The 16167-nt window shown below is 65.9% G+C and carries 20 protein-coding genes; 10 read left to right on the forward strand and 10 right to left on the reverse strand.

Annotation, left to right across the window (positions count from 1 at the left end):
- Positions 1–60: 60 nt before the first annotated feature.
- The 5 genes from HH308_RS18440 to HH308_RS18460 form a co-directional block, all read right to left on the reverse strand.
- On the reverse strand, positions 61–1125 hold the full coding sequence (locus HH308_RS18440; protein ID WP_170195690.1) for an alpha/beta fold hydrolase: 1065 nt from the start codon (positions 1123–1125) through the stop codon (positions 61–63).
- 52 nt (positions 1126–1177) lie between these two features.
- Positions 1178–1417 carry a hypothetical protein gene (locus HH308_RS18445; RefSeq protein ID WP_170195691.1) on the reverse strand — a complete coding sequence of 80 codons (240 nt, stop codon included), beginning with the start codon at positions 1415–1417 and terminating at the stop codon, positions 1178–1180.
- Between the two features lie 111 nt (positions 1418–1528).
- Positions 1529–1966, reverse strand: a complete 438-nt coding sequence (locus HH308_RS18450; RefSeq protein WP_170195692.1) for a hypothetical protein — start codon at positions 1964–1966, stop codon at positions 1529–1531.
- Positions 1967–2001: 35 nt separating this feature from the next.
- Positions 2002–2679 carry a YoaK family protein gene (locus HH308_RS18455; protein ID WP_170195693.1) on the reverse strand — a complete coding sequence of 226 codons (678 nt, stop codon included), beginning with the start codon at positions 2677–2679 and terminating at the stop codon, positions 2002–2004.
- 38 nt (positions 2680–2717) lie between these two features.
- On the reverse strand, positions 2718–3668 hold the full coding sequence (locus HH308_RS18460) for an alpha/beta hydrolase (RefSeq protein WP_170195694.1): 951 nt from the start codon (positions 3666–3668) through the stop codon (positions 2718–2720).
- Positions 3669–3777: 109 nt separating this feature from the next.
- Between HH308_RS18460 and HH308_RS18465 the strand changes: the two genes are divergently transcribed.
- Positions 3778–4260: a MarR family winged helix-turn-helix transcriptional regulator gene (locus HH308_RS18465; protein ID WP_170195695.1), complete on the forward strand. Its 483-nt coding sequence runs from the start codon at positions 3778–3780 to the stop codon at positions 4258–4260.
- A 34-nt stretch (positions 4261–4294) separates the two neighbouring features.
- Positions 4295–5245, forward strand: coding sequence for an alpha/beta hydrolase (locus HH308_RS18470; RefSeq protein WP_312870690.1), 951 nt, complete (start codon positions 4295–4297; stop codon positions 5243–5245).
- 2 nt (positions 5246–5247) lie between these two features.
- Here the strand turns inward: HH308_RS18470 and HH308_RS18475 are convergent, their stop codons facing one another.
- Positions 5248–6600 carry a flavin monoamine oxidase family protein gene (locus HH308_RS18475; protein WP_170195696.1) on the reverse strand — a complete coding sequence of 451 codons (1353 nt, stop codon included), beginning with the start codon at positions 6598–6600 and terminating at the stop codon, positions 5248–5250.
- An 87-nt stretch (positions 6601–6687) separates the two neighbouring features.
- Here HH308_RS18475 and HH308_RS18480 point away from each other — a divergent pair, with 87 nt between their 5' ends.
- From HH308_RS18480 to HH308_RS18490, 3 genes are all read left to right on the forward strand, one after another.
- A complete protein-coding gene (locus HH308_RS18480; RefSeq protein ID WP_170195697.1) occupies positions 6688–7308 on the forward strand; it encodes a TetR/AcrR family transcriptional regulator in 621 nt (206 codons plus the stop codon).
- Between the two features lie 99 nt (positions 7309–7407).
- A complete protein-coding gene (locus HH308_RS18485; protein ID WP_170195698.1) occupies positions 7408–8733 on the forward strand; it encodes a flavin monoamine oxidase family protein in 1326 nt (441 codons plus the stop codon).
- A gap of 49 nt (positions 8734–8782) precedes the next feature.
- A complete protein-coding gene (locus HH308_RS18490; protein WP_170195699.1) occupies positions 8783–9262 on the forward strand; it encodes a nuclear transport factor 2 family protein in 480 nt (159 codons plus the stop codon).
- Between the two features lie 4 nt (positions 9263–9266).
- Here HH308_RS18490 and HH308_RS18495 read toward each other — a convergent pair whose 3' ends face one another.
- Positions 9267–10457 carry a cation:proton antiporter domain-containing protein gene (locus HH308_RS18495; RefSeq protein ID WP_170195700.1) on the reverse strand — a complete coding sequence of 397 codons (1191 nt, stop codon included), beginning with the start codon at positions 10455–10457 and terminating at the stop codon, positions 9267–9269.
- Positions 10458–10509: 52 nt separating this feature from the next.
- Between HH308_RS18495 and HH308_RS18500 the strand changes: the two genes are divergently transcribed.
- From HH308_RS18500 to HH308_RS18510, 3 genes are read left to right on the forward strand one after another with little or no spacing between them, the layout of a single operon-like run.
- On the forward strand, positions 10510–11529 hold the full coding sequence (locus HH308_RS18500) for a phosphotransferase family protein (protein ID WP_170195701.1): 1020 nt from the start codon (positions 10510–10512) through the stop codon (positions 11527–11529).
- A gap of 57 nt (positions 11530–11586) precedes the next feature.
- Positions 11587–12402, forward strand: coding sequence for an acyl-CoA thioesterase (locus tag HH308_RS18505; protein ID WP_170195702.1), 816 nt, complete (start codon positions 11587–11589; stop codon positions 12400–12402).
- A gap of 5 nt (positions 12403–12407) precedes the next feature.
- Entirely contained in the window at positions 12408–13232 is an 825-nt protein-coding gene (locus tag HH308_RS18510; RefSeq protein WP_170195703.1) for an SDR family NAD(P)-dependent oxidoreductase, read from the forward strand.
- 14 nt (positions 13233–13246) lie between these two features.
- On the opposite strand, the gene HH308_RS18515 is transcribed toward HH308_RS18510, so the two are convergent.
- A complete protein-coding gene (locus tag HH308_RS18515) occupies positions 13247–13600 on the reverse strand; it encodes a DUF2255 family protein (protein WP_170195704.1) in 354 nt (117 codons plus the stop codon).
- Positions 13601–13850: 250 nt separating this feature from the next.
- On the opposite strand from HH308_RS18515, the gene HH308_RS18520 reads away from it, so the two are divergent.
- Both HH308_RS18520 and HH308_RS18525 read left to right on the forward strand, forming a co-directional pair.
- Complete coding sequence (locus tag HH308_RS18520) at positions 13851–14069, forward strand: hypothetical protein (RefSeq protein WP_170195705.1); 219 nt, start codon at positions 13851–13853, stop codon at positions 14067–14069.
- 63 nt (positions 14070–14132) lie between these two features.
- The gene (locus HH308_RS18525; protein ID WP_170195706.1) at positions 14133–14288 is read left to right on the forward strand and encodes a hypothetical protein; all 156 of its coding nucleotides are present in this window, start codon (positions 14133–14135) and stop codon (positions 14286–14288) included.
- 16 nt (positions 14289–14304) lie between these two features.
- Here HH308_RS18525 and HH308_RS30485 read toward each other — a convergent pair whose 3' ends face one another.
- Together HH308_RS30485 and HH308_RS29570 are read right to left on the reverse strand one after the other, a co-directional pair.
- Positions 14305–15249, reverse strand: a complete 945-nt coding sequence (locus HH308_RS30485; protein ID WP_170195707.1) for an HNH endonuclease — start codon at positions 15247–15249, stop codon at positions 14305–14307.
- Between the two features lie 662 nt (positions 15250–15911).
- The coding region (locus tag HH308_RS29570; RefSeq protein WP_211188591.1) for a hypothetical protein at positions 15912–16167 on the reverse strand (256 nt) is incomplete at its 5' end.

A 16167-nucleotide genomic window follows, 5' to 3' on the forward strand; every position in this document is an offset into this window, starting at 1 on the left:
GACGAGTCGTTGCTGCGGCAAGAGGCTGGACGACATCTTCACCTGATGGTGGCCGGTGCGTCAGACTTCGATCGCCAGCAGTTCGCCGAGGTGCTTGTCGATCTGCTCCATGAACGTCGGAGCGACACCGAACAGTCCCAGGTGTCCGAGGATGTCGTTGACGACCCGGAACTCGCTGTTGGGGATCATTTTCTGTTCGGGCTCGCAGTCGCGGGGCGGGAACAGCTGGTCCTCGTCGATCGGCATCACGAAGGTCTTCGCGGTGATGCGTCCCAGCGCGGCGGCCAGGTCGCCGTCGGTATGCCGGGCGACGTCGCCACGCTGCCACGCCCACGACTGCGTCAGCAGATCGTTGGGATCCATCGCGGTGAACACCGGCTCGAGGAAGCCGGCCAGGAACGCCTCCTTGGACTCGAACTCGAGCCCGCGGTAGACCTCCTGCTTCCAGAACTCGCTGGACAACCCTTTGATCGCCCAGATGTGCGCCTGGCGGGTCAACCCGTCGACGACGTCGGCGTTCGTTGCGTACTCGCCGTCGTTCCAGCCCGGGTCGGATTGGATCTGCTCGCGGATGACCTGCGCGATCAGATAGTCCTCGGGGGTGTTCTGTGCGGTACCGGCGATCGGCGCGGCACGCAGGACCTTGTCGGGGAATCGCACGGCCCACTCGTAGGTCTGCTGAGCGCCCATCGACCCGCCGACGACCAGGGCCAGTCTGTCGATCCCGAAGTGCTCGCGCAGCAGTCGCTCCTGCGCGACGACGTTGTCGCCGATCCGGACATCCGGGAACTTCGACATCGTGATTCCCGCATTCGCACCGTCGGCGTTGTGCGGCGACGTCGACAGTCCGCTGCCGATCTGGTTGATGCAGACGATGAAGTATTTCTCCGGGTTGAGCGCGTGGTCGGCGCCGACGTATACGTCGTTCCAGGTCTGGTGTGTTCCCGAGTACCAGGTCGGAATCAGGATCACGTTGTCCTTGGCTTCGGCGAGCGTGCCCCACGTCTTGACCGCCAACTGACAGTCGGGGATCACGCCGCCTTCTTCGAGGGTGAGTTCACCGATGCTGATGACGTCGTAGTCGCCGTGGAATTCGCTGGTGTAGAAGGGATTGTTGATTGCCATTGGTCAGATTCTCCTCAAGTGTCGAATGGATCGGGTCGGCCTGCGGACAGGGCTACGAGAACTCAAAACCCTTGTACCCCGAGGCGGCCAAGGCGTCGGCGCGTTCCCGGAAATCTCCGACGCCGAGGTAGGACAGGATCTGGCCGTGCGGCTTGCCCGGCACGTTGGCGCGGTTCCACATCGAGAGGTTCTTCATCGGCAGGGTCCGGATGGACACTTTGAGCAGGTCGACCTCGGGGGCGATGGTCTGGATCACCTGGAAACCGGTGAAGTCGTCCTGGCCGTCGAACATGTTGCTAAACGGCGCCGACAGCATGCCCGCGCACGAGACGAAGATCTGGGTGTCGTAGACCTACTCGTCACTGCTGGTAGATGCCCGCGACGCCCGCTCCGACGAATGCGGTCAGAACAGTACGACGACGGCGATCAGCACCAGCGTCGCCACTGCGAACACACCGTGCGCCGCGACGGCGGCGATCGGCAGGTTCTTCGATTCGGGAGCGCGGTGCGCGGCCCCGGGCCCGGTGCCCAGGCCGGTCGACTGCCGGTACGTGGGAATCCAGCGGACGAACATCGTGATGCCCAGCGCGGCGGTCATCACCAGCAGCACCAGACCGGCGGGCGCCGAACCCCGGTAGTCGGTGATGACGTGGACCAACCACGCGGTGGCGGTCGCAATAGCCAGCGTGACGTGGCTGAACACCAGCGTCGGGGGCAGCCGGCGATGGCGGCCCGTGCGGCTGCGGGCGCGTCGGACGTCACCACGGGTCAGCCACGCACTCAGAACGACGAGTCCGGTCAATGCGGTGCACACGAGCGTGATCAATGCTGCGATATTCATTGGCGAACCGTCTCCTCACGAACGTGGAGAAGACACTACTGGTCGTGTGGATCGTTGGATCGGACCCACCACGTTGCCAGGGTCGTCGCGGTCAGTCCCGCGAACACGAGCCACAGGACGGCCAAGCCGATCTGGGTGTAGGCCCATGCGCCCAGCATCGCGCCGAGGGCGAGTGACAACCATTGACCGAACGGTCGTACCCACGACCATCGCGGGCCACCGAAGAAGACTTCGGCCAGCCGCTGACCGGCTTTCACGAGAGTCCCGGTCATGTAGGTCAACCCGACCGACACCTCACCGTCGCGCAGGAACGTCGCGTTGAGCATGCCCATCGCGACGGTCGCGATGAGGGTCGCCGGGACCGGGAACCAATCGAGCATCGACGCCGCCGCCGCGAGTCCGACGACGGCCGACGTCCCGGCGAGTACCGTGACGCGGCCGTCGAAGTTCCGCGTGGCTCCGATCTGGTCGCCCAAACGTGAAGCGACGGAACCGATTACGGTGCCCACGACGAACAGCCCGATGATGCCCAGCGCCTTGCCGATACCGCCCGCCGAGGCGTGGACCACCTCGGTGGACAGTCGGGTCGTGTTGCCGGTCATGAAGGAGATGAAGTAGCCGCCCAGGTTGAGGAAGCCGACGGCGTCGAGGAATCCCGCCGTCGCGGTCAGGCACAGCGCCAGCGCGAATTCACGTGGTCGGATCTTCGGCATGCACCGATCCAAGCAGATCTCGTGTGGCGCTGTGCCATTCAGGCGAGGGCGTCGCGCAGGAAGGCGGTGGCCTGGGTGATGGCAGCCTGCGCCGCGTGGGTCTCGCGCAGGGCGTTGAGCATGACGAAGTCGTGGATGGTGCCCTGATAGCGCACGGCGGTCACCTCCACTCCGGCCGCCCGCAGCTTGGCGGCGTAGGCTTCGCCCTCGTCGCGCAGGACGTCGGCTTCACCGGTGATGACGAGCGCCGTGGGGAGGCCGGCGAGTTGTTCGGTGGTGGCACGCAGCGGCGACGCCGTGATCTGTGCCCGTTCGGCCTCATCGGTCGTGTATTGATCCCAGAACCACTGCATGGCGTCGCGGCGCAGGAAGTAGCCCTGCGCGAACTGGTGGTAGCTGGCGGTGTCGAAGGCGGCGTCGGTGACCGGGTAGAAGAGCACCTGCGCGCGCAGTGCGACGTCGCCGCGCTCCTTCGCCTGCAGCGTCAGCGCGGCAGACATGTTGCCGCCCACCGAATCTCCGACGACGGCGAGTCGGCTGCTGTCGAGGCCGTGCTCGGCGCCGTGCGCGACGATCCACTGCGCGGTCGCATAGTTCTGCTCGATGGCGACGGGGTAGCGGGCCTCGGGCGAGAGGGTGTATTCGGGGAAGACGACCGCCGCGCCGGTCAGGGTCGCGAGTTCGCGGACGAGACGGTCGTGGGTGTGTGCGTTGCCGAAGACCCAGCCGGCACCGTGGATGTAGAGGATCACCGGCAGCGGTCCCTCGGCGTTCGGCGGCGTCACGATCCGGGCGCGGATGTCACCGGTCGGCGCGGCAACGTCGATCCAGGTCTCGTCGACGTCGGGCTTGGCGACGTCGCCGCCCTGTACTTCGTCGACGGCCTTGCGCCCCTCGATCGGGCCGAGGTCGAACAGGTAGGGCGGATTGGCGGTCGCGGCGGAGAAGTCGGCGGCTGCGGGCTCGAGTACGGGGGTGATGTCGGTCATTGTTCTCGTCCTTCGTCGTGGTTGAGTGAGTGACATCGATAAACCTAGTACAAAAGTATCTAGTACACAAGGTAAAAGTGCGCGAGGCTTTTTCGGGTATCATTGCCGCATGTCAACGCAGTCGGACGCCCCCGAGTACTCGAGCGACCTCGATGATCAGATGTGCTTCGCTCTCTACGCGGCGTCGCGCGCGGTCACCGCGCTGTATCGGCCGGTGCTCGACAAGCTGGGGCTGACCTATCCGCAGTATCTCGTCATGCTGGTTCTCTGGCAGCAGGGAGCGGTACCGGTGAAGGATCTGGCGCTGGCATTGCACCTCGAATACGGAACGTTGACGCCGATGCTCAAGCGGCTGGAGGCGGCCGGGGTGATTCGACGCGAACGCAGTATCGCCGACGAGCGTGTGGTGATGATCGTGCTGACCGACGCCGGCGTCGAATTACGTTCGCGCGCAAAGGATGTGCCGGCCTACATCGGTGCCGGGATGGACCTGGAGCCGGTCGAGTTCGCGGACCTGCGGGCGGCGTTGCGAAAGCTGACCGCCAACGTCGAACGGGCGACGGAGGAGGCGGCGTCGGCGCCGGCCGGTTAGGGTCGAAGCACGCCGCCGACGAAGGGAACCCGACGTGTCGAACTTCCACCCCGACCTCCGGTTCGGACGATTCATTCCGCGGGTATCGGTCGGGCCGAAGAGCACGGCCGCGGTGAACAGATTGTCGATGCCGCAGCCGCGGGTGCCGGTCGACATGATCATCGAGAACGTCATCGTCCCGGGGCCGCTCGACGCCCCCGACGTCCGATTGCGCATCTACCGACCGCGTGCGGTCGCATCGCCCGCCGCTGTCCTCTACTGGATTCATGGCGGGGGATTCGTGCTGGGCTGGGTCGAGCAGGACGAGAAGATGCTCGTGAACTTCGCCCGCACGCTGGGGATCGTCGTCGTATCCGTGCAGTACCGACTATCGCCGCGGCATCGGGCGCCGGCCGCCCTGGACGACGCCTATGCCGGCCTGACGTGGCTCTTCGCCCAGGCCGACGCCCGCGGTTACGACCCTTCGCGGGTCGCGATCGGCGGTGCCAGCGCCGGCGGCGGCCTCGCGGCGGGGCTCACCCTGATGACGCACGACCGCGGGGAGTTCCCGCAGGCCTTCCAATTGCTCGTGTACCCGATGCTCGACGATCGGACCACGCGCAGAACCGATCTCGACACTTCCAGCGTGCGAGTGTGGGAGCCGGCGAGCAATGTCTTCGGCTGGTCGTCGTTTCTGGGCGACGCGTTCGGGACCGACGACGTGTCGCCGTACGCCGCGCCCGCCCGCCGGGTGGACCTCTCGGGTCTGCCGCCCACCTGGCTCGGCGTCGGGACCACCGATCTGTTCCACGACGAGGACGTCGAATACGCTCGACGCCTCACCGCCCAGGGCGTCGACTGCGAAACGACGATCGTCGACGGCGCCTTTCACGGCTTCGACATGCTCTTCGCCAAACGGCCTGTCGCACAAGAGTTCTGGCGTAGTCAGGCCCGTGCGTTGCAGCGGGCCCTGCGTCCCGACCTCCCCGAGGACGTGCTGCTGTAGCGTCAGCTCAACTCGCCGAGTACCTCGGCGGCGGCCCGACGTCCCGACCGCACCGCACCATCCATGTAGCCGTTCCATTCCTCGGCAGTCTCCGCACCGGCCCAATGGATTGCGCCGATCGGCTCGGACAGCGACTTGCCGTACTGAGTCCACACGCCCGCGCCGAGACGTCCGCCGTAGCAGCCGCGGGTGTACTCCTCTTCCATCCAGTTCTTCTCGACGTAGTCGATCGGCGACAGCGCTTGCTCGCCGAAGAGTTTCGCCAGGGTGTTCAACGCGCTCGCGCGGCGCTCGTCGTCGGACAGCGCCGCCGCCGTGCGCGCGTGGGCGCCCTCGAAGAAGGCGACGATGACGCCGCAGCTGGCATCGGCGGGTGAATTGTCAAGTGTCACACTGAGTTCGTCGTCGAGGCTCACGCCGAAGCCGTTGAGTCCCGCCGTGCGCCAGAACGGCGTCTCGTAGGCGATCTGCACTTTGATGACGCTACCCATCGGGATCTGCTGGGTGAGACCGTCGCGCGACGCCGGGAGGGCGGGGGAGTAGGCGAGGCGGCCGGCCAGGGTCGGCGGAATGGCGACGATGACGCGCTGCGCGCTGATCTCGCCGCCGTCGTAGGCCACCGTCACACCCGCGGCGTCGTGGGTGATCGTGCGAACGGGGCTGTTCAGCCGCACGATGCCCTCGCCCAGTTCCTGCGCCAGTCGCTCGGAGATCTGGTGGGTGCCGCCCACCACCCGCATCTCCTGTGCGCCGCCGGTGGTGGCGACCAACTGATCGATCATGCCGCCGGACTTGATGTAGAACAGGAAGTGGAGCAACGACATCTCGGCGACCTCGGCGGAGAACACCGCGGGCACGATGCCACCCCAGAAGGCTAGTGCACCGGGGTCGTCGGTGTTGGCGCGCAGCCAGCCGTCGAGGGTCTGCCGGTCGAGTTCCGCGGCGTCGTCGGTGAGCCACGGCGACGACAGGGAGACGGTCGCGGCGAGTGCCTCGAGTTCCTGCTGCAACCGGCCGACTTCCATCGCGGAGTCGATCGGCAGGCCGAAGGTCTCGTCGTCGTAGTGGGTGACGGTGCCGTTGTACGCGGTCACCGACGTGCCGGTGTCGTAGGTGTTGAAGGTTTCCAGGCCCAACTCGCGGACGAGTCCGAGCACCTCGGTTTGCGTCGGGCCGATCCACTGTCCGCCGAGCTCGATCGGTACGCCGTTGTTCAGTACGTGCCCGCAGTTGCGGCCGGCGACGCGATCACGCGCTTCCAGCACGATCACACTCTTGCCCGCTGCTGTCAGCTCGCGTGCCGCGGTCAGTCCGGCGAGTCCGGCTCCAACGATGACGACGTCGGTGGTGGTCATGGGGTCTCCTCAAATTCTCGGTCGTGCGTCCGACTTGAAATGTAGGCCACTGTGATGCGGATCGCAAGGGGTGTGTCAAAATCGGCTATGGCATACGTGAAGGCGGCCGAACGCGAACAGCAGATCATCGCCGCGGCGATCCGGGTGCTGAGCTCGGTCGGTGTGCCCGCGACCACCCTGCGTGCGGTCGCGACCGAAGCGGGCATTCCGCTGGGGACCCTGCACTACATCTTCCCGTCCAAGGACCAACTGCTGCAGGCGGTGATCTCCGCCGTCATCGGCGAGATCTCCGACATCCTGCGCGCCGACCTCCAGACTGATTCCGGCGTCGAGCATGCGCTGCGCCATGGCATCGGACGTTTCTGGAATCGATTGGTGGAGAACGAGATCGGCCTGCAGATCATGCAATATGAGCTGACCGCGTATGCGCTGCGAACCGACGGTGCCGCCCATCTAGCGGCGATGCAGTACGACCGATACAGCGCGCTGGTGACCGACTTCTGCGAGCGGGCGGCGCAGGCCGCGGGGGAGCGGTGCGCGGTGGGATTCGACACGCTCGGGCGGCTCGCCCTGGGCATCGTCGACGGGTTGATCCTGCAATACGCGGCTCGGCCCGACGTCGATCGTGCGCATCGCGACCTCGAATACGCGTTGGACATGATCGTGCTGCTGGCCGATCCGCAGAAGGTGGCCCGCACTCCGCGCTGAGTCGGGATTCGCCGCTCACTTCATCCACCCGTTGCGTTCTGGGTCACAGTCGGCTTAGTATTTCTCATACGGTTGACCGACAAATTTTGGGAGTGACTCATGACCGACGCATCCGTTCCCGCCTCGACGCCGCACCGATCGACCACGGTCGCCATCGTGGGCGCGGGCATCTCCGGGCTGATCGCGGCCCGTGAACTCTCGCGCAGCGGCGTCGACGTTCTCGTCGTCGAAGCGGCCGGGCGAGTGGGTGGCCGAACCATGGCGGTGACCACGTCACTCGGCTCGACCGTCGACCTCGGCGGTCAATGGATCGGACACGGACACCACCGGTTCGAGGCGCTCGCCGCGGAAGTGGGCGCGAGCACCTACGCCATGCACACCCCGAAACGTCCCGCGATCCTCGACGGTGACAAGGAGGTGGGCCAGGCATCGTCGACGTCGCTGGTCGCCAACGCCGTACTCGTGGCCTGGGAAATCGCGGCTAAGGTGGGCGCACCGAGCCGGTGGCGCGACAAGTCTGTGCAGCAATGGATTTCGAAGGTGCCCGGTGCGGGTGCCCGGCGGCTGTTGGAGGTCCTGGTCTCCGTGTCGACCTGTGCCGAGCTCGACGAACTGTCGATGCACGCCTTCGCGTCGTTCATCAAGTATCAGGGCGGCCTGACCACCATGATGGCGACGTCGGGTGGCGCGCAGGACAGTCTGGTGGTCCAGGGAGCCGGCCACTTGGCTCGGGCCGTCGCCGCCGAGCTCGGCGACCGCGTGCTGCTCGACACCGCGGTCACGGCCATCGACCGCAACGATTCGGGGGTGAGGCTGCAGACGTCGTCGGGCGAGATCCGTGCCGCGAAGGTGGTCGTTACCGTGCCGCCGCCGATGGCGCGCCGGATCGTCCACCGCCCCGAGCTGCCCGCACAGCGTGCCGAACTCGAACGCACCATGTACATGGGGTCGGTCTACAAGGCGATCGCGGTGTACCACACTCCCTTCTGGCGCGACGTCGCCGACGCCGAAGCGGTGACCCTGGCGGGAACCGGCGCAGCGGTTTTCGACACGACGCCGCCCGGTGGGCCCGGACATCTGTGCATCCTGGTCGCCGGACCGCAGGCGCGCGCCCTCGATGACCTCACCGAGGAGCAGCGTCGGACCGCGCTGCTCGAACCGTTGGCGAAGCGGCTCGGCGCCGATATCTGCAAGCCCGTCGACTGGTATGAGAAGTCGTGGCACACCGACGAATTCGCGGGCGGTGGGTACTCGGCGCTGCCGCTGATGGGCCACGACGACGGCTACTACCCGATCTCCGCCCAACCCGTCGGCCATGTGCATTGGGCCGGAACGGAGACCGCGAGCGAACACGCGGGCTACATCGAAGGCGCAATCGAATCCGGCGAGCGCGTGGCCCGCGAGGTCGCGGGCGCACTGGCCTGACCCGCAACCGCGGCCGATCACCCAAAACTCAACTCAGACAGGATAGTTCATGACCACCTACACTTCACCCGCCGACGCCGCGACCTTCGCCGCCGACGTCGAAGCCATCACCAACGAGAGCCGCGTCGACGATTTGCTCGCGCTGTTCGCGGCCGACGCCGTCGCCGAATGGATCATGGACGGCGCCTACGACAAGCACGAGGGCATCGACGCGATCCGCGCGGCGAGCATCGAACTCGTCAGCGTCTGCAGCGAACTCGGGCTGCACGTGCGCAAGACCGTGCAGTGCGCCGACGCCGAGAACGTCGTCCTGACCTGGACCGGCGGATTCGGCGGGGCGCAGAACCAATTCGGCACCGAGATCTGGACACTGCGTGACGGGCTGGTGGTGCGCCAGCAGATGTACTCCTACCTCGACGTCCGGCACAGCGATTCGCCGCTGGCGAGTGTCCGGCTCCTCGGTGTGGCGCCGAAAGTGATTGCGTCACTGGTGAAATACCGGTGGCGGAATGGAACGTTGCGCAAGTGACCCGTCATCGTCGATAGACCCGTGGCGTCAGCCAGGTGGCTGCGACGCCGTGCAAGAGCAGACTGCCCAGGACGACGAAGCACGTCGCCACCAGCACCGGGTAGCCGTCGTGCTTGGGCAGCGAGTTGTACGCGATCAGTCCGAACACGATCGACGCCGCGCCGCGCGGCCCCATGAGCGCCATGAACAGTCGATCGCGTCGTGAGGTGTCGGTGCCGATCAACGCGACCGCCACCGGCAGGGCACGGCCGATGGTTAGGGCGAAAATCGCGAGAACCGCGGCGGGCCACCAGGAGAACGAGTTCCCGATCAATGTCACGGCGGCGACGCCGAACGCCAGCCAGAGCAGGAGATTGACGAACTCGGTGACATCCTCGGTGAGTCGGAAATGATCTGCGGCGTCGTCGAATTCGCCGAGCGCGATCCGAAATGCGATGCCGCACACGAACGCGGCGACGAATCCGTTCCCATGCACTGCCACCGCGACGGCGAAAGTGAACACCGGCACCACGAGAATGCCGATCCGGATGCTCTGGCTGCCGGCCCATTCGTGGCGCAGCGCGGTGCGGAACAGGAGTCCGAGCAACGATCCGACCGCCGCACCCACTCCGACCGCGATGACACCCGCGGGTGCGGCGTCGAGAAACGCGGTCACTACCTGCGTGCCCTTGTCGGGCGACGTCGCGCTCAGTGCGAGCGAGGCGAGCAGCAGTGGCGTGACGAGCCCGTCGTTGTAGCCGCTCTCGATCGCGAGCCAACTGCGGACACGTTCGGGGATCAGTCGATTACGGACCAGGGAGGTCTCCGGCGAGAAGTCGGCGGGGATCGCGATGCACGCGATCGCGAGCACGGCCGCGGCGGACAGTTGGAAGGGCAGCATCAAGCCGACCGCCAGCACGAGGATCAGCGACAGTGGCAGCGCTATCGCGAGGAGGCGGACCGGCACCGGCTGTAGATGCGACCGCAGGGAGCCGCGCACGTCGATGGCATCGGTGAACAGCAGCAGCGCGAGGATGATTTCGGCGACGGTGAGCGCGGTATGGGAATTGAAGCCCTCGGCCGTGTCGGAGGAGAGTGACCCGATGGTCGCGCCGAGCGCCGTCATCAGGATCGGGCCGGTGACCGAATAGGCGCGCAGCTTCTTTTCGGTCACGGCCCACAGCAGCGCGGGTGCGGTGACCAGCAGCAGGATCATGACCCACAAGTATCACGCCATCGCCGACGCGGCGCCGTGGCATGGTGGACCCATGCCACAGCCATCTCCCGCACCCGCGGGCGTCGACGTCGACGCGGTGTCGGCCTGGTTCGCCGACAATGTCGCGGATTCGGTTGCGCCGCTGACGTTCACCCAGCTCGCGGGCGGCCGCTCGAATCTCACCTATCGCGTCGGCGATGCGGAGGGCAACCGTTGGGTGCTGCGCCGGCCACCGCTGACCTCGACCGACCCGACCGCCCACAGCATGGCGCGCGAGTGGTCGATCCTGAGTCTGCTCGCCTCGTCGCCGGCGCCGACGCCCGCACCGGTGGCGCTGTGCGACGACCCGGCGGTCACCGGCGCGCTCTTCTACGTCATGGCCCATGTGCCCGGCATCGTGCTGGCCGCCGACGCCGACGCCGACGTCTTCGACGCCGCGCACTGCCGCACGATCTCCGACAGCGCCGTGCAAGCGTTGGTGGATCTGCATCAAGTCGACTGCACCACAACACAATTCGACGAATTCCGACGATCCGGCAGCTACCTCGAACGGCAGTTGCGCCGCTGGTCGTCGCAGATCGAGAAGATCGGAACGGTGACGCCGGACTGGTCACGTGCCCATCGGCTTCTCGTCGAACGCCGGCCCGCGGAGCGGTACTTCGGCGTCGTACACGGTGATTTCCGGCTCGGCAACCTCCTCGTCGACCGGTCGGGAGCGGTGACCGGCATCCTCGACTGGGAACTGTGGTCCCTCGGCGATGTGCTCGCCGACCTCGGCTGGCTCGTCGCGTCGTGGTCGTCGGCCGACGTATTCGGTTGGGCGCCGACGCCGGAGGCGGGGTTTTGCACTCCGGCCGAGGTGATCAGCGGTTATGAGCGTGCCACCGGTTTCGACGCCGCGCAGATCGACTACTACCACGCGTTCGCGCTGTGGCGTCTGGCCTGCATCGCCCAAGGGGTGTTGATCCGCTACACCGCGGGTGCGATGGGTGACACCGACGGTGTGGACATGGACTTGTTGACTCGACGTCCCGCCATGCTGGCCGAGCGAGCGTTGGACCTGCTGAGCTGAGCGTGTGCGGCGACACCACCGTGTGCGGCGTCGACATCGATCTGCCAAGCTCAGACGATGACCGAAACCGAATCAGCGGGAGCGACGAGTAGTCGGATGGCCGAACTGATGTCGTTCACCCGCGAGGGCGACACGTTCACCGCGCGAACACCCGGTGCAAGCGCGAACGGCCGGCTGTTCGGCGGCCTCATCGCCGCCCGCGCATTGGCCGCGGCCGGGGCGACCGTCGACACCGAGAAGTTGCCGCATTCGCTGCATTCGTATTTCATCCGCGGCGGCCAGTACGGCGTCGACGTCACGCTCAGCGTGGAGCGGGTGCGCGACGGAAAGTCGTTCGCCACCCGGCGTGTCACCGTCGAGCAGAACGACGTCGCCATCTTCGAGATGATCTGCTCGTTCCACCGTCCCGAACCGGGTACCGACGGGCACACGCCGCCGGTACCGTCGCTCGCGCTGGAAGACTCGGTCGAGGTGGGTACCAGCTTTCCGCTGACCGTCGACTTCGAGATGCGCGGCCGGCCCGACGACCCGGAACCCTTTGTGCTGCCGCCCTTTTGGATCCGCAGCCGCCTACCGGTGGACGACGACCCGCTGTTGCGCTACTGCGTGCTGACGTTGCTGTCCGACATCGGTCCGGTCCCGGCGGCCCGGCCGCCGGGTACCGACCTGGCCGAGCTGGGGACGTCGAAGTTCGCGACGAGCCTCGACCATTCGATCTGGTTTCATCGCCCGTTCGATCCGCACGAGTGGCATTCGTACGACATCACTCCGGTCACCACGGGCAATGCCCGCGGACTGGTACGCGGTGCGATCGTCAACCGCGACGGTGTGCGGATCGCGTCGACGGCCCAAGAAGCGTTGTGGAGGGAATAGATTCGATGAGCAGGCGGACCATTGTCATCACCGGTGCGAGTGACGGGATAGGCGCCGTTGCCGCGCGGACGCTCGCCGGCCCCGACGTCGACCTGGTGATCGTCGGGCGGTCGGCGAGCAAGACCGCTGCGGTCGCCGCGGCCACCGGCGCGACGGCGTTCACCGCCGATTTCGCGCGATTCGACGACGTCCGGCGGCTCGCCGGGCAGATCGCCGAGAAGACCGATCGAGTCGACGTGCTGCTCAACAACGCGGGTGGCATCTTCGATCCGGGCGGTATCACCGGGGACGGGCATGAGCCGAATCTTCAGATCAACCACCTGTCGCCGTTTCTGCTCACCAACCTTCTGCACGATCAGTTGGCGGCGGCGGGCGGGGCGCTCGTCGTCAATACCTCCAGCATCGGAAATCTTTACGGCAGAGTCGATTTCGATGATCTGGAGTTTCGTCGCCGACGCCGTCCGGAGATCTGCGTCTACGGAGTGAGCAAACTGATGAACATCATGTTCGCCAACGGCATCGCGACGCGCTGGTCCGACGCCGGCATCGTGTCGGCCGCGGTCCATCCGGGTGCGGTGGCGTCGAGCTTCGGACGCGATTCGCTCGGGTGGGGACTGATGTATCGCACCCCGCTGCGCCACGTCATCGCGATCAGTCCGGAGAAGGGCGCACAACCGTTGATCCGGTTGGCCCGCTTGGGCGCCGACCCGGCCGTCAACGGAGTCTACTTTCATCGAAACCGCGCGGGCTTCGCGATGAATCCGCAGGCGAAGGATGCCGGAGTCGTCGATCGGCTGTGGACCGTGTCGGCAGAGCTGACGTCGGTGTAGGGGTGCGTCCGGGGTCAGTTCACCGGCAATATGTGCAATGTCGCGGCACGGGCCTGAGCGTTCTCGACGATTGCCGCGGCCTTGCCGTATTTCGCGAGGTACGCGGCGTCGATCTCAGCGAGTGGACCGGGCCCAGCCTGCAGCGTCACATCTCGGGCTAGCGTGCCGACGGCGATCCGCCCGACGCCGTCGGTCAGCGCTTCCTGATACCAGTGTGTGCCGGTGCCGTGAAAGCCGCGGACGTACAGTTCGCCGTCGACGAGCACCATGCCGACGTCGACGCCGGATTTGTGGTCGGCGCCGGTGCGCAGCGTGAGTGCCTCGGAGTCGGCGAGGATGGCGAGTTCGTCGGGTGGCCAGGTGTGCATGACGGTGTCCTTCCGCGGTGAAGCCGGTCCGTCAAGCATGTCACGGCGTCGTGGGTCAGCGATCGAGAAATGATCAACGAGGATCGTTCGCCGGTCCAGCGCGGCTCGTGTGCGACGTCGGCGGGCCGGTATGCCCTGGTTCGGAATGCTGCGGAAGGCAATTCGACGACCGATGTTTGAAATCAGCGGTGCCCGGGTATGCCGTGTTTCTGCCATATGGCGGAACTCGTTCGGACAAGCGGAGGTCACAATGCGACGCGGCAGCGGAATTCTAGGATTCGTCGTAGTCATTTGGTTAGTGATCGGAGTGGTTGCCGCGGTACAGCGCGACTACTTCAGCAGCCAGGAAACCAACTGTGCCACAGCGGGAACCATCGCACTCACGATCATCAGCGGGCCGCTGAACTACATGGGACTCAACCCGAAGGTGAAGGATTGCAACGTGCGGATTCCCGAGCCGAGCAAGTGACCGCCCGTCGACGGCGCCGCGAGCATCAGCGAGCGAGCCGAATAGAAGAGAGGAAGTAGGAAAATGATTCTCGTCGGAGTGATACTGCTGATTCTGGGATGGATTTTCGGCATCGCGATTCTGACCTACATCGGCGTCGCGCTGGTGGTGATCGGACTGGTGTTCTGGCTACTGGGCTACGTCGGGAGGCCGGTCAGGGGACGGAAGGTCTGGTATTGACCCGGAACGATCGGCGTCAGGCTGATAGAAACACCTCGTCGTTGTGCCATTCGAGGAACTCTCGATTGGGGCGGTCGATGCGACGGTCGGGGACTGCGATGGCGGTACCTTCCTTCGCGTAGAACCAGTCGCCGTTGCCGAAGCGCTCGCGTAACGCGGGACTCACTCGGAGTCGGTGCTTGAGGTCGACCGCGAGGTAGCCGCGATCGAAGAGTGTATGTACATCGGAGCGCAGGAGCAGGCCGTTGTCGACGCGGTGTTGGCCGCCAGCGGATACCGCTTGGATGTGGGCGGCCTCGAGCACGGGACGGACCTTGTCGCCGGTGATCGCACAGCGGTGGTGGTAGTTCTCGGCGATCACCGCTTTGAACGCTTGCTGCCCGATGCGCGGAATAACGAGAGTGGGATCGCCGTGCATGATGTCGGAGAGGATGGTGGGACCTGAGTTACGTTCGGTCTCACACCGAAGCACGGCTTCGACGACGGAATGATTCTCTGGAACGTCGTCGACGTTGTAGCCGCGTCCGCGTACCAGATTGGACGCGAAATCAGTTGGAGCGGAAAGGGTTTGCGTTACATCGAAGAACACCGCGTCGGTGAGGAACACGCAGCCGATTTCGGGATCCTCGAATCTGCCCAGGGGCCGCTTGAGGTAGTGGCCGATCTTTTCGGACAGTTCGGCAAGCGACCCCACGCCGTTGCGCTGTCCGAGCAGGTCCCATACCTCGTCGATCGTCATCACTGAGAAGCCCGAGAATCGGCCACCGCCAACCATGCGGTTGCTGAGGATCGGGCTGCGCCGGTCGATGTGCGTCTTGAATAGAAACGGATCGCCGTAGGCGAGAGCCTTGAAACCTGGCCGGGGGCTCGGGAACCAGAAGTTGACTTCGTCGTGCCGCGGCCCTGTGGCGAGAAGATGTTGGTACCAGCCGAGGTCGGTGACTGCGACGAATGCCTTCACAGGGCCTCCCGTCGTCGGATCGAGTGCTTCCGAGATCGATAGTGCCCGATTGCACGGGGCCGGTTGAGTGAATCAGGTTGGCGCACATCGCATTGTGCGGAGATGGCGGCGGTGCGGTGTCGTTGTACTGCGGTAACGGTTCGTTGTCACGGGTGTTGCTAGTGGGATTTGTGGTGGGGGGCGGCCGGTACGTGACGGGCTCGCCGGTTGGTCTCCGGTTGTGTTCGGCGGCGGCTGCGTGCGCGCCCTCGGTGGTTTCGCGTTCGGCTCGATATTGTTCGCGTTTCCGGCGGCGTTGTTTGTGTCGCAACCCTCTGCTCCCCGAGTGCCGAAGCGAGGTACGAGCTTCGGTGTAACGAGGGGTCTGGTGAGGTTGCCGGCTGAGTCGGGACCGCGAGTCTCGGTAGCGCGCAACGATTCGTTGTGACTCATGGTGAGGTTGATGTTCGCGGTGAAGGCGAGCGACTGCCGTCCCGCGGGTGGTCGAGTGCCTGGCGAGGCGCTGGCCGAGCCGGGCGCATCTCGAGGCCCCTCACCCCTGCGGGGTCAACTGTGCCGCAGCACTTTTGGCCGTCTTCGGGAGGCTCGCGGTGCTGGGGTCAGTGGCAGGCTGTGGGTGGGCCGTCACGTTCGGTTTGAGCGCCGCATGTGTGGTGTCTGGTCTAGAAGGGTGGTGGGGTGTCGTCGTATTGCGGTAACGGTTCGTTGTCACGGGTGTGCCTGGTGGGACTCGGATGGTGGGAGCGGGTCCGCCAGTATGTGCCGGGTTCGCCGGTGCCGCGGTCGTGTTCGGCGGCGGCCGCGTGCGTGGCTTCAGCGGTTTCGCGTTCGGCTCGGTTGGCGTCGCGTTCTTGTTGGCGGCGGCGTTGTTTGTCGACGGTCGACGCCGACCGCCGCCGCCGCTGCTGTTTCCTTCTG

The organism is Gordonia asplenii, assembly GCF_012933505.1.
In the GTDB taxonomy this organism is placed as follows: Bacteria; Actinomycetota; Actinomycetes; order Mycobacteriales; family Mycobacteriaceae; genus Gordonia; species Gordonia asplenii.

What these genes read in the sequence shown, in the direction of transcription:
- HH308_RS18440 (WP_170195690.1), bottom strand. Translation starts at nt 1,125, where the DNA reads ATGGCAATCAACAATCCCTTCTACACCAGCGAATTCCACGGCGACTAC.
- HH308_RS18445 (WP_170195691.1), bottom strand. Translation starts at nt 1,417, where the DNA reads ATGTTCGACGGCCAGGACGACTTCACCGGTTTCCAGGTGATCCAGACC.
- HH308_RS18450 (WP_170195692.1), bottom strand. Translation starts at nt 1,966, where the DNA reads ATGAATATCGCAGCATTGATCACGCTCGTGTGCACCGCATTGACCGGA.
- HH308_RS18455 (WP_170195693.1), bottom strand. Translation starts at nt 2,679, where the DNA reads ATGCCGAAGATCCGACCACGTGAATTCGCGCTGGCGCTGTGCCTGACC.
- HH308_RS18460 (WP_170195694.1), bottom strand. Translation starts at nt 3,668, where the DNA reads ATGACCGACATCACCCCCGTACTCGAGCCCGCAGCCGCCGACTTCTCC.
- HH308_RS18465 (WP_170195695.1), top strand. Translation starts at nt 3,778, where the DNA reads ATGTCAACGCAGTCGGACGCCCCCGAGTACTCGAGCGACCTCGATGAT.
- HH308_RS18475 (WP_170195696.1), bottom strand. Translation starts at nt 6,600, where the DNA reads ATGACCACCACCGACGTCGTCATCGTTGGAGCCGGACTCGCCGGACTG.
- HH308_RS18480 (WP_170195697.1), top strand. Translation starts at nt 6,688, where the DNA reads ATGGCATACGTGAAGGCGGCCGAACGCGAACAGCAGATCATCGCCGCG.
- HH308_RS18485 (WP_170195698.1), top strand. Translation starts at nt 7,408, where the DNA reads ATGACCGACGCATCCGTTCCCGCCTCGACGCCGCACCGATCGACCACG.
- HH308_RS18490 (WP_170195699.1), top strand. Translation starts at nt 8,783, where the DNA reads ATGACCACCTACACTTCACCCGCCGACGCCGCGACCTTCGCCGCCGAC.
- HH308_RS18495 (WP_170195700.1), bottom strand. Translation starts at nt 10,457, where the DNA reads ATGATCCTGCTGCTGGTCACCGCACCCGCGCTGCTGTGGGCCGTGACC.
- HH308_RS18500 (WP_170195701.1), top strand. Translation starts at nt 10,510, where the DNA reads ATGCCACAGCCATCTCCCGCACCCGCGGGCGTCGACGTCGACGCGGTG.
- HH308_RS18505 (WP_170195702.1), top strand. Translation starts at nt 11,587, where the DNA reads ATGACCGAAACCGAATCAGCGGGAGCGACGAGTAGTCGGATGGCCGAA.
- HH308_RS18510 (WP_170195703.1), top strand. Translation starts at nt 12,408, where the DNA reads ATGAGCAGGCGGACCATTGTCATCACCGGTGCGAGTGACGGGATAGGC.
- HH308_RS18515 (WP_170195704.1), bottom strand. Translation starts at nt 13,600, where the DNA reads ATGCACACCTGGCCACCCGACGAACTCGCCATCCTCGCCGACTCCGAG.
- HH308_RS18520 (WP_170195705.1), top strand. Translation starts at nt 13,851, where the DNA reads ATGCGACGCGGCAGCGGAATTCTAGGATTCGTCGTAGTCATTTGGTTA.
- HH308_RS18525 (WP_170195706.1), top strand. Translation starts at nt 14,133, where the DNA reads ATGATTCTCGTCGGAGTGATACTGCTGATTCTGGGATGGATTTTCGGC.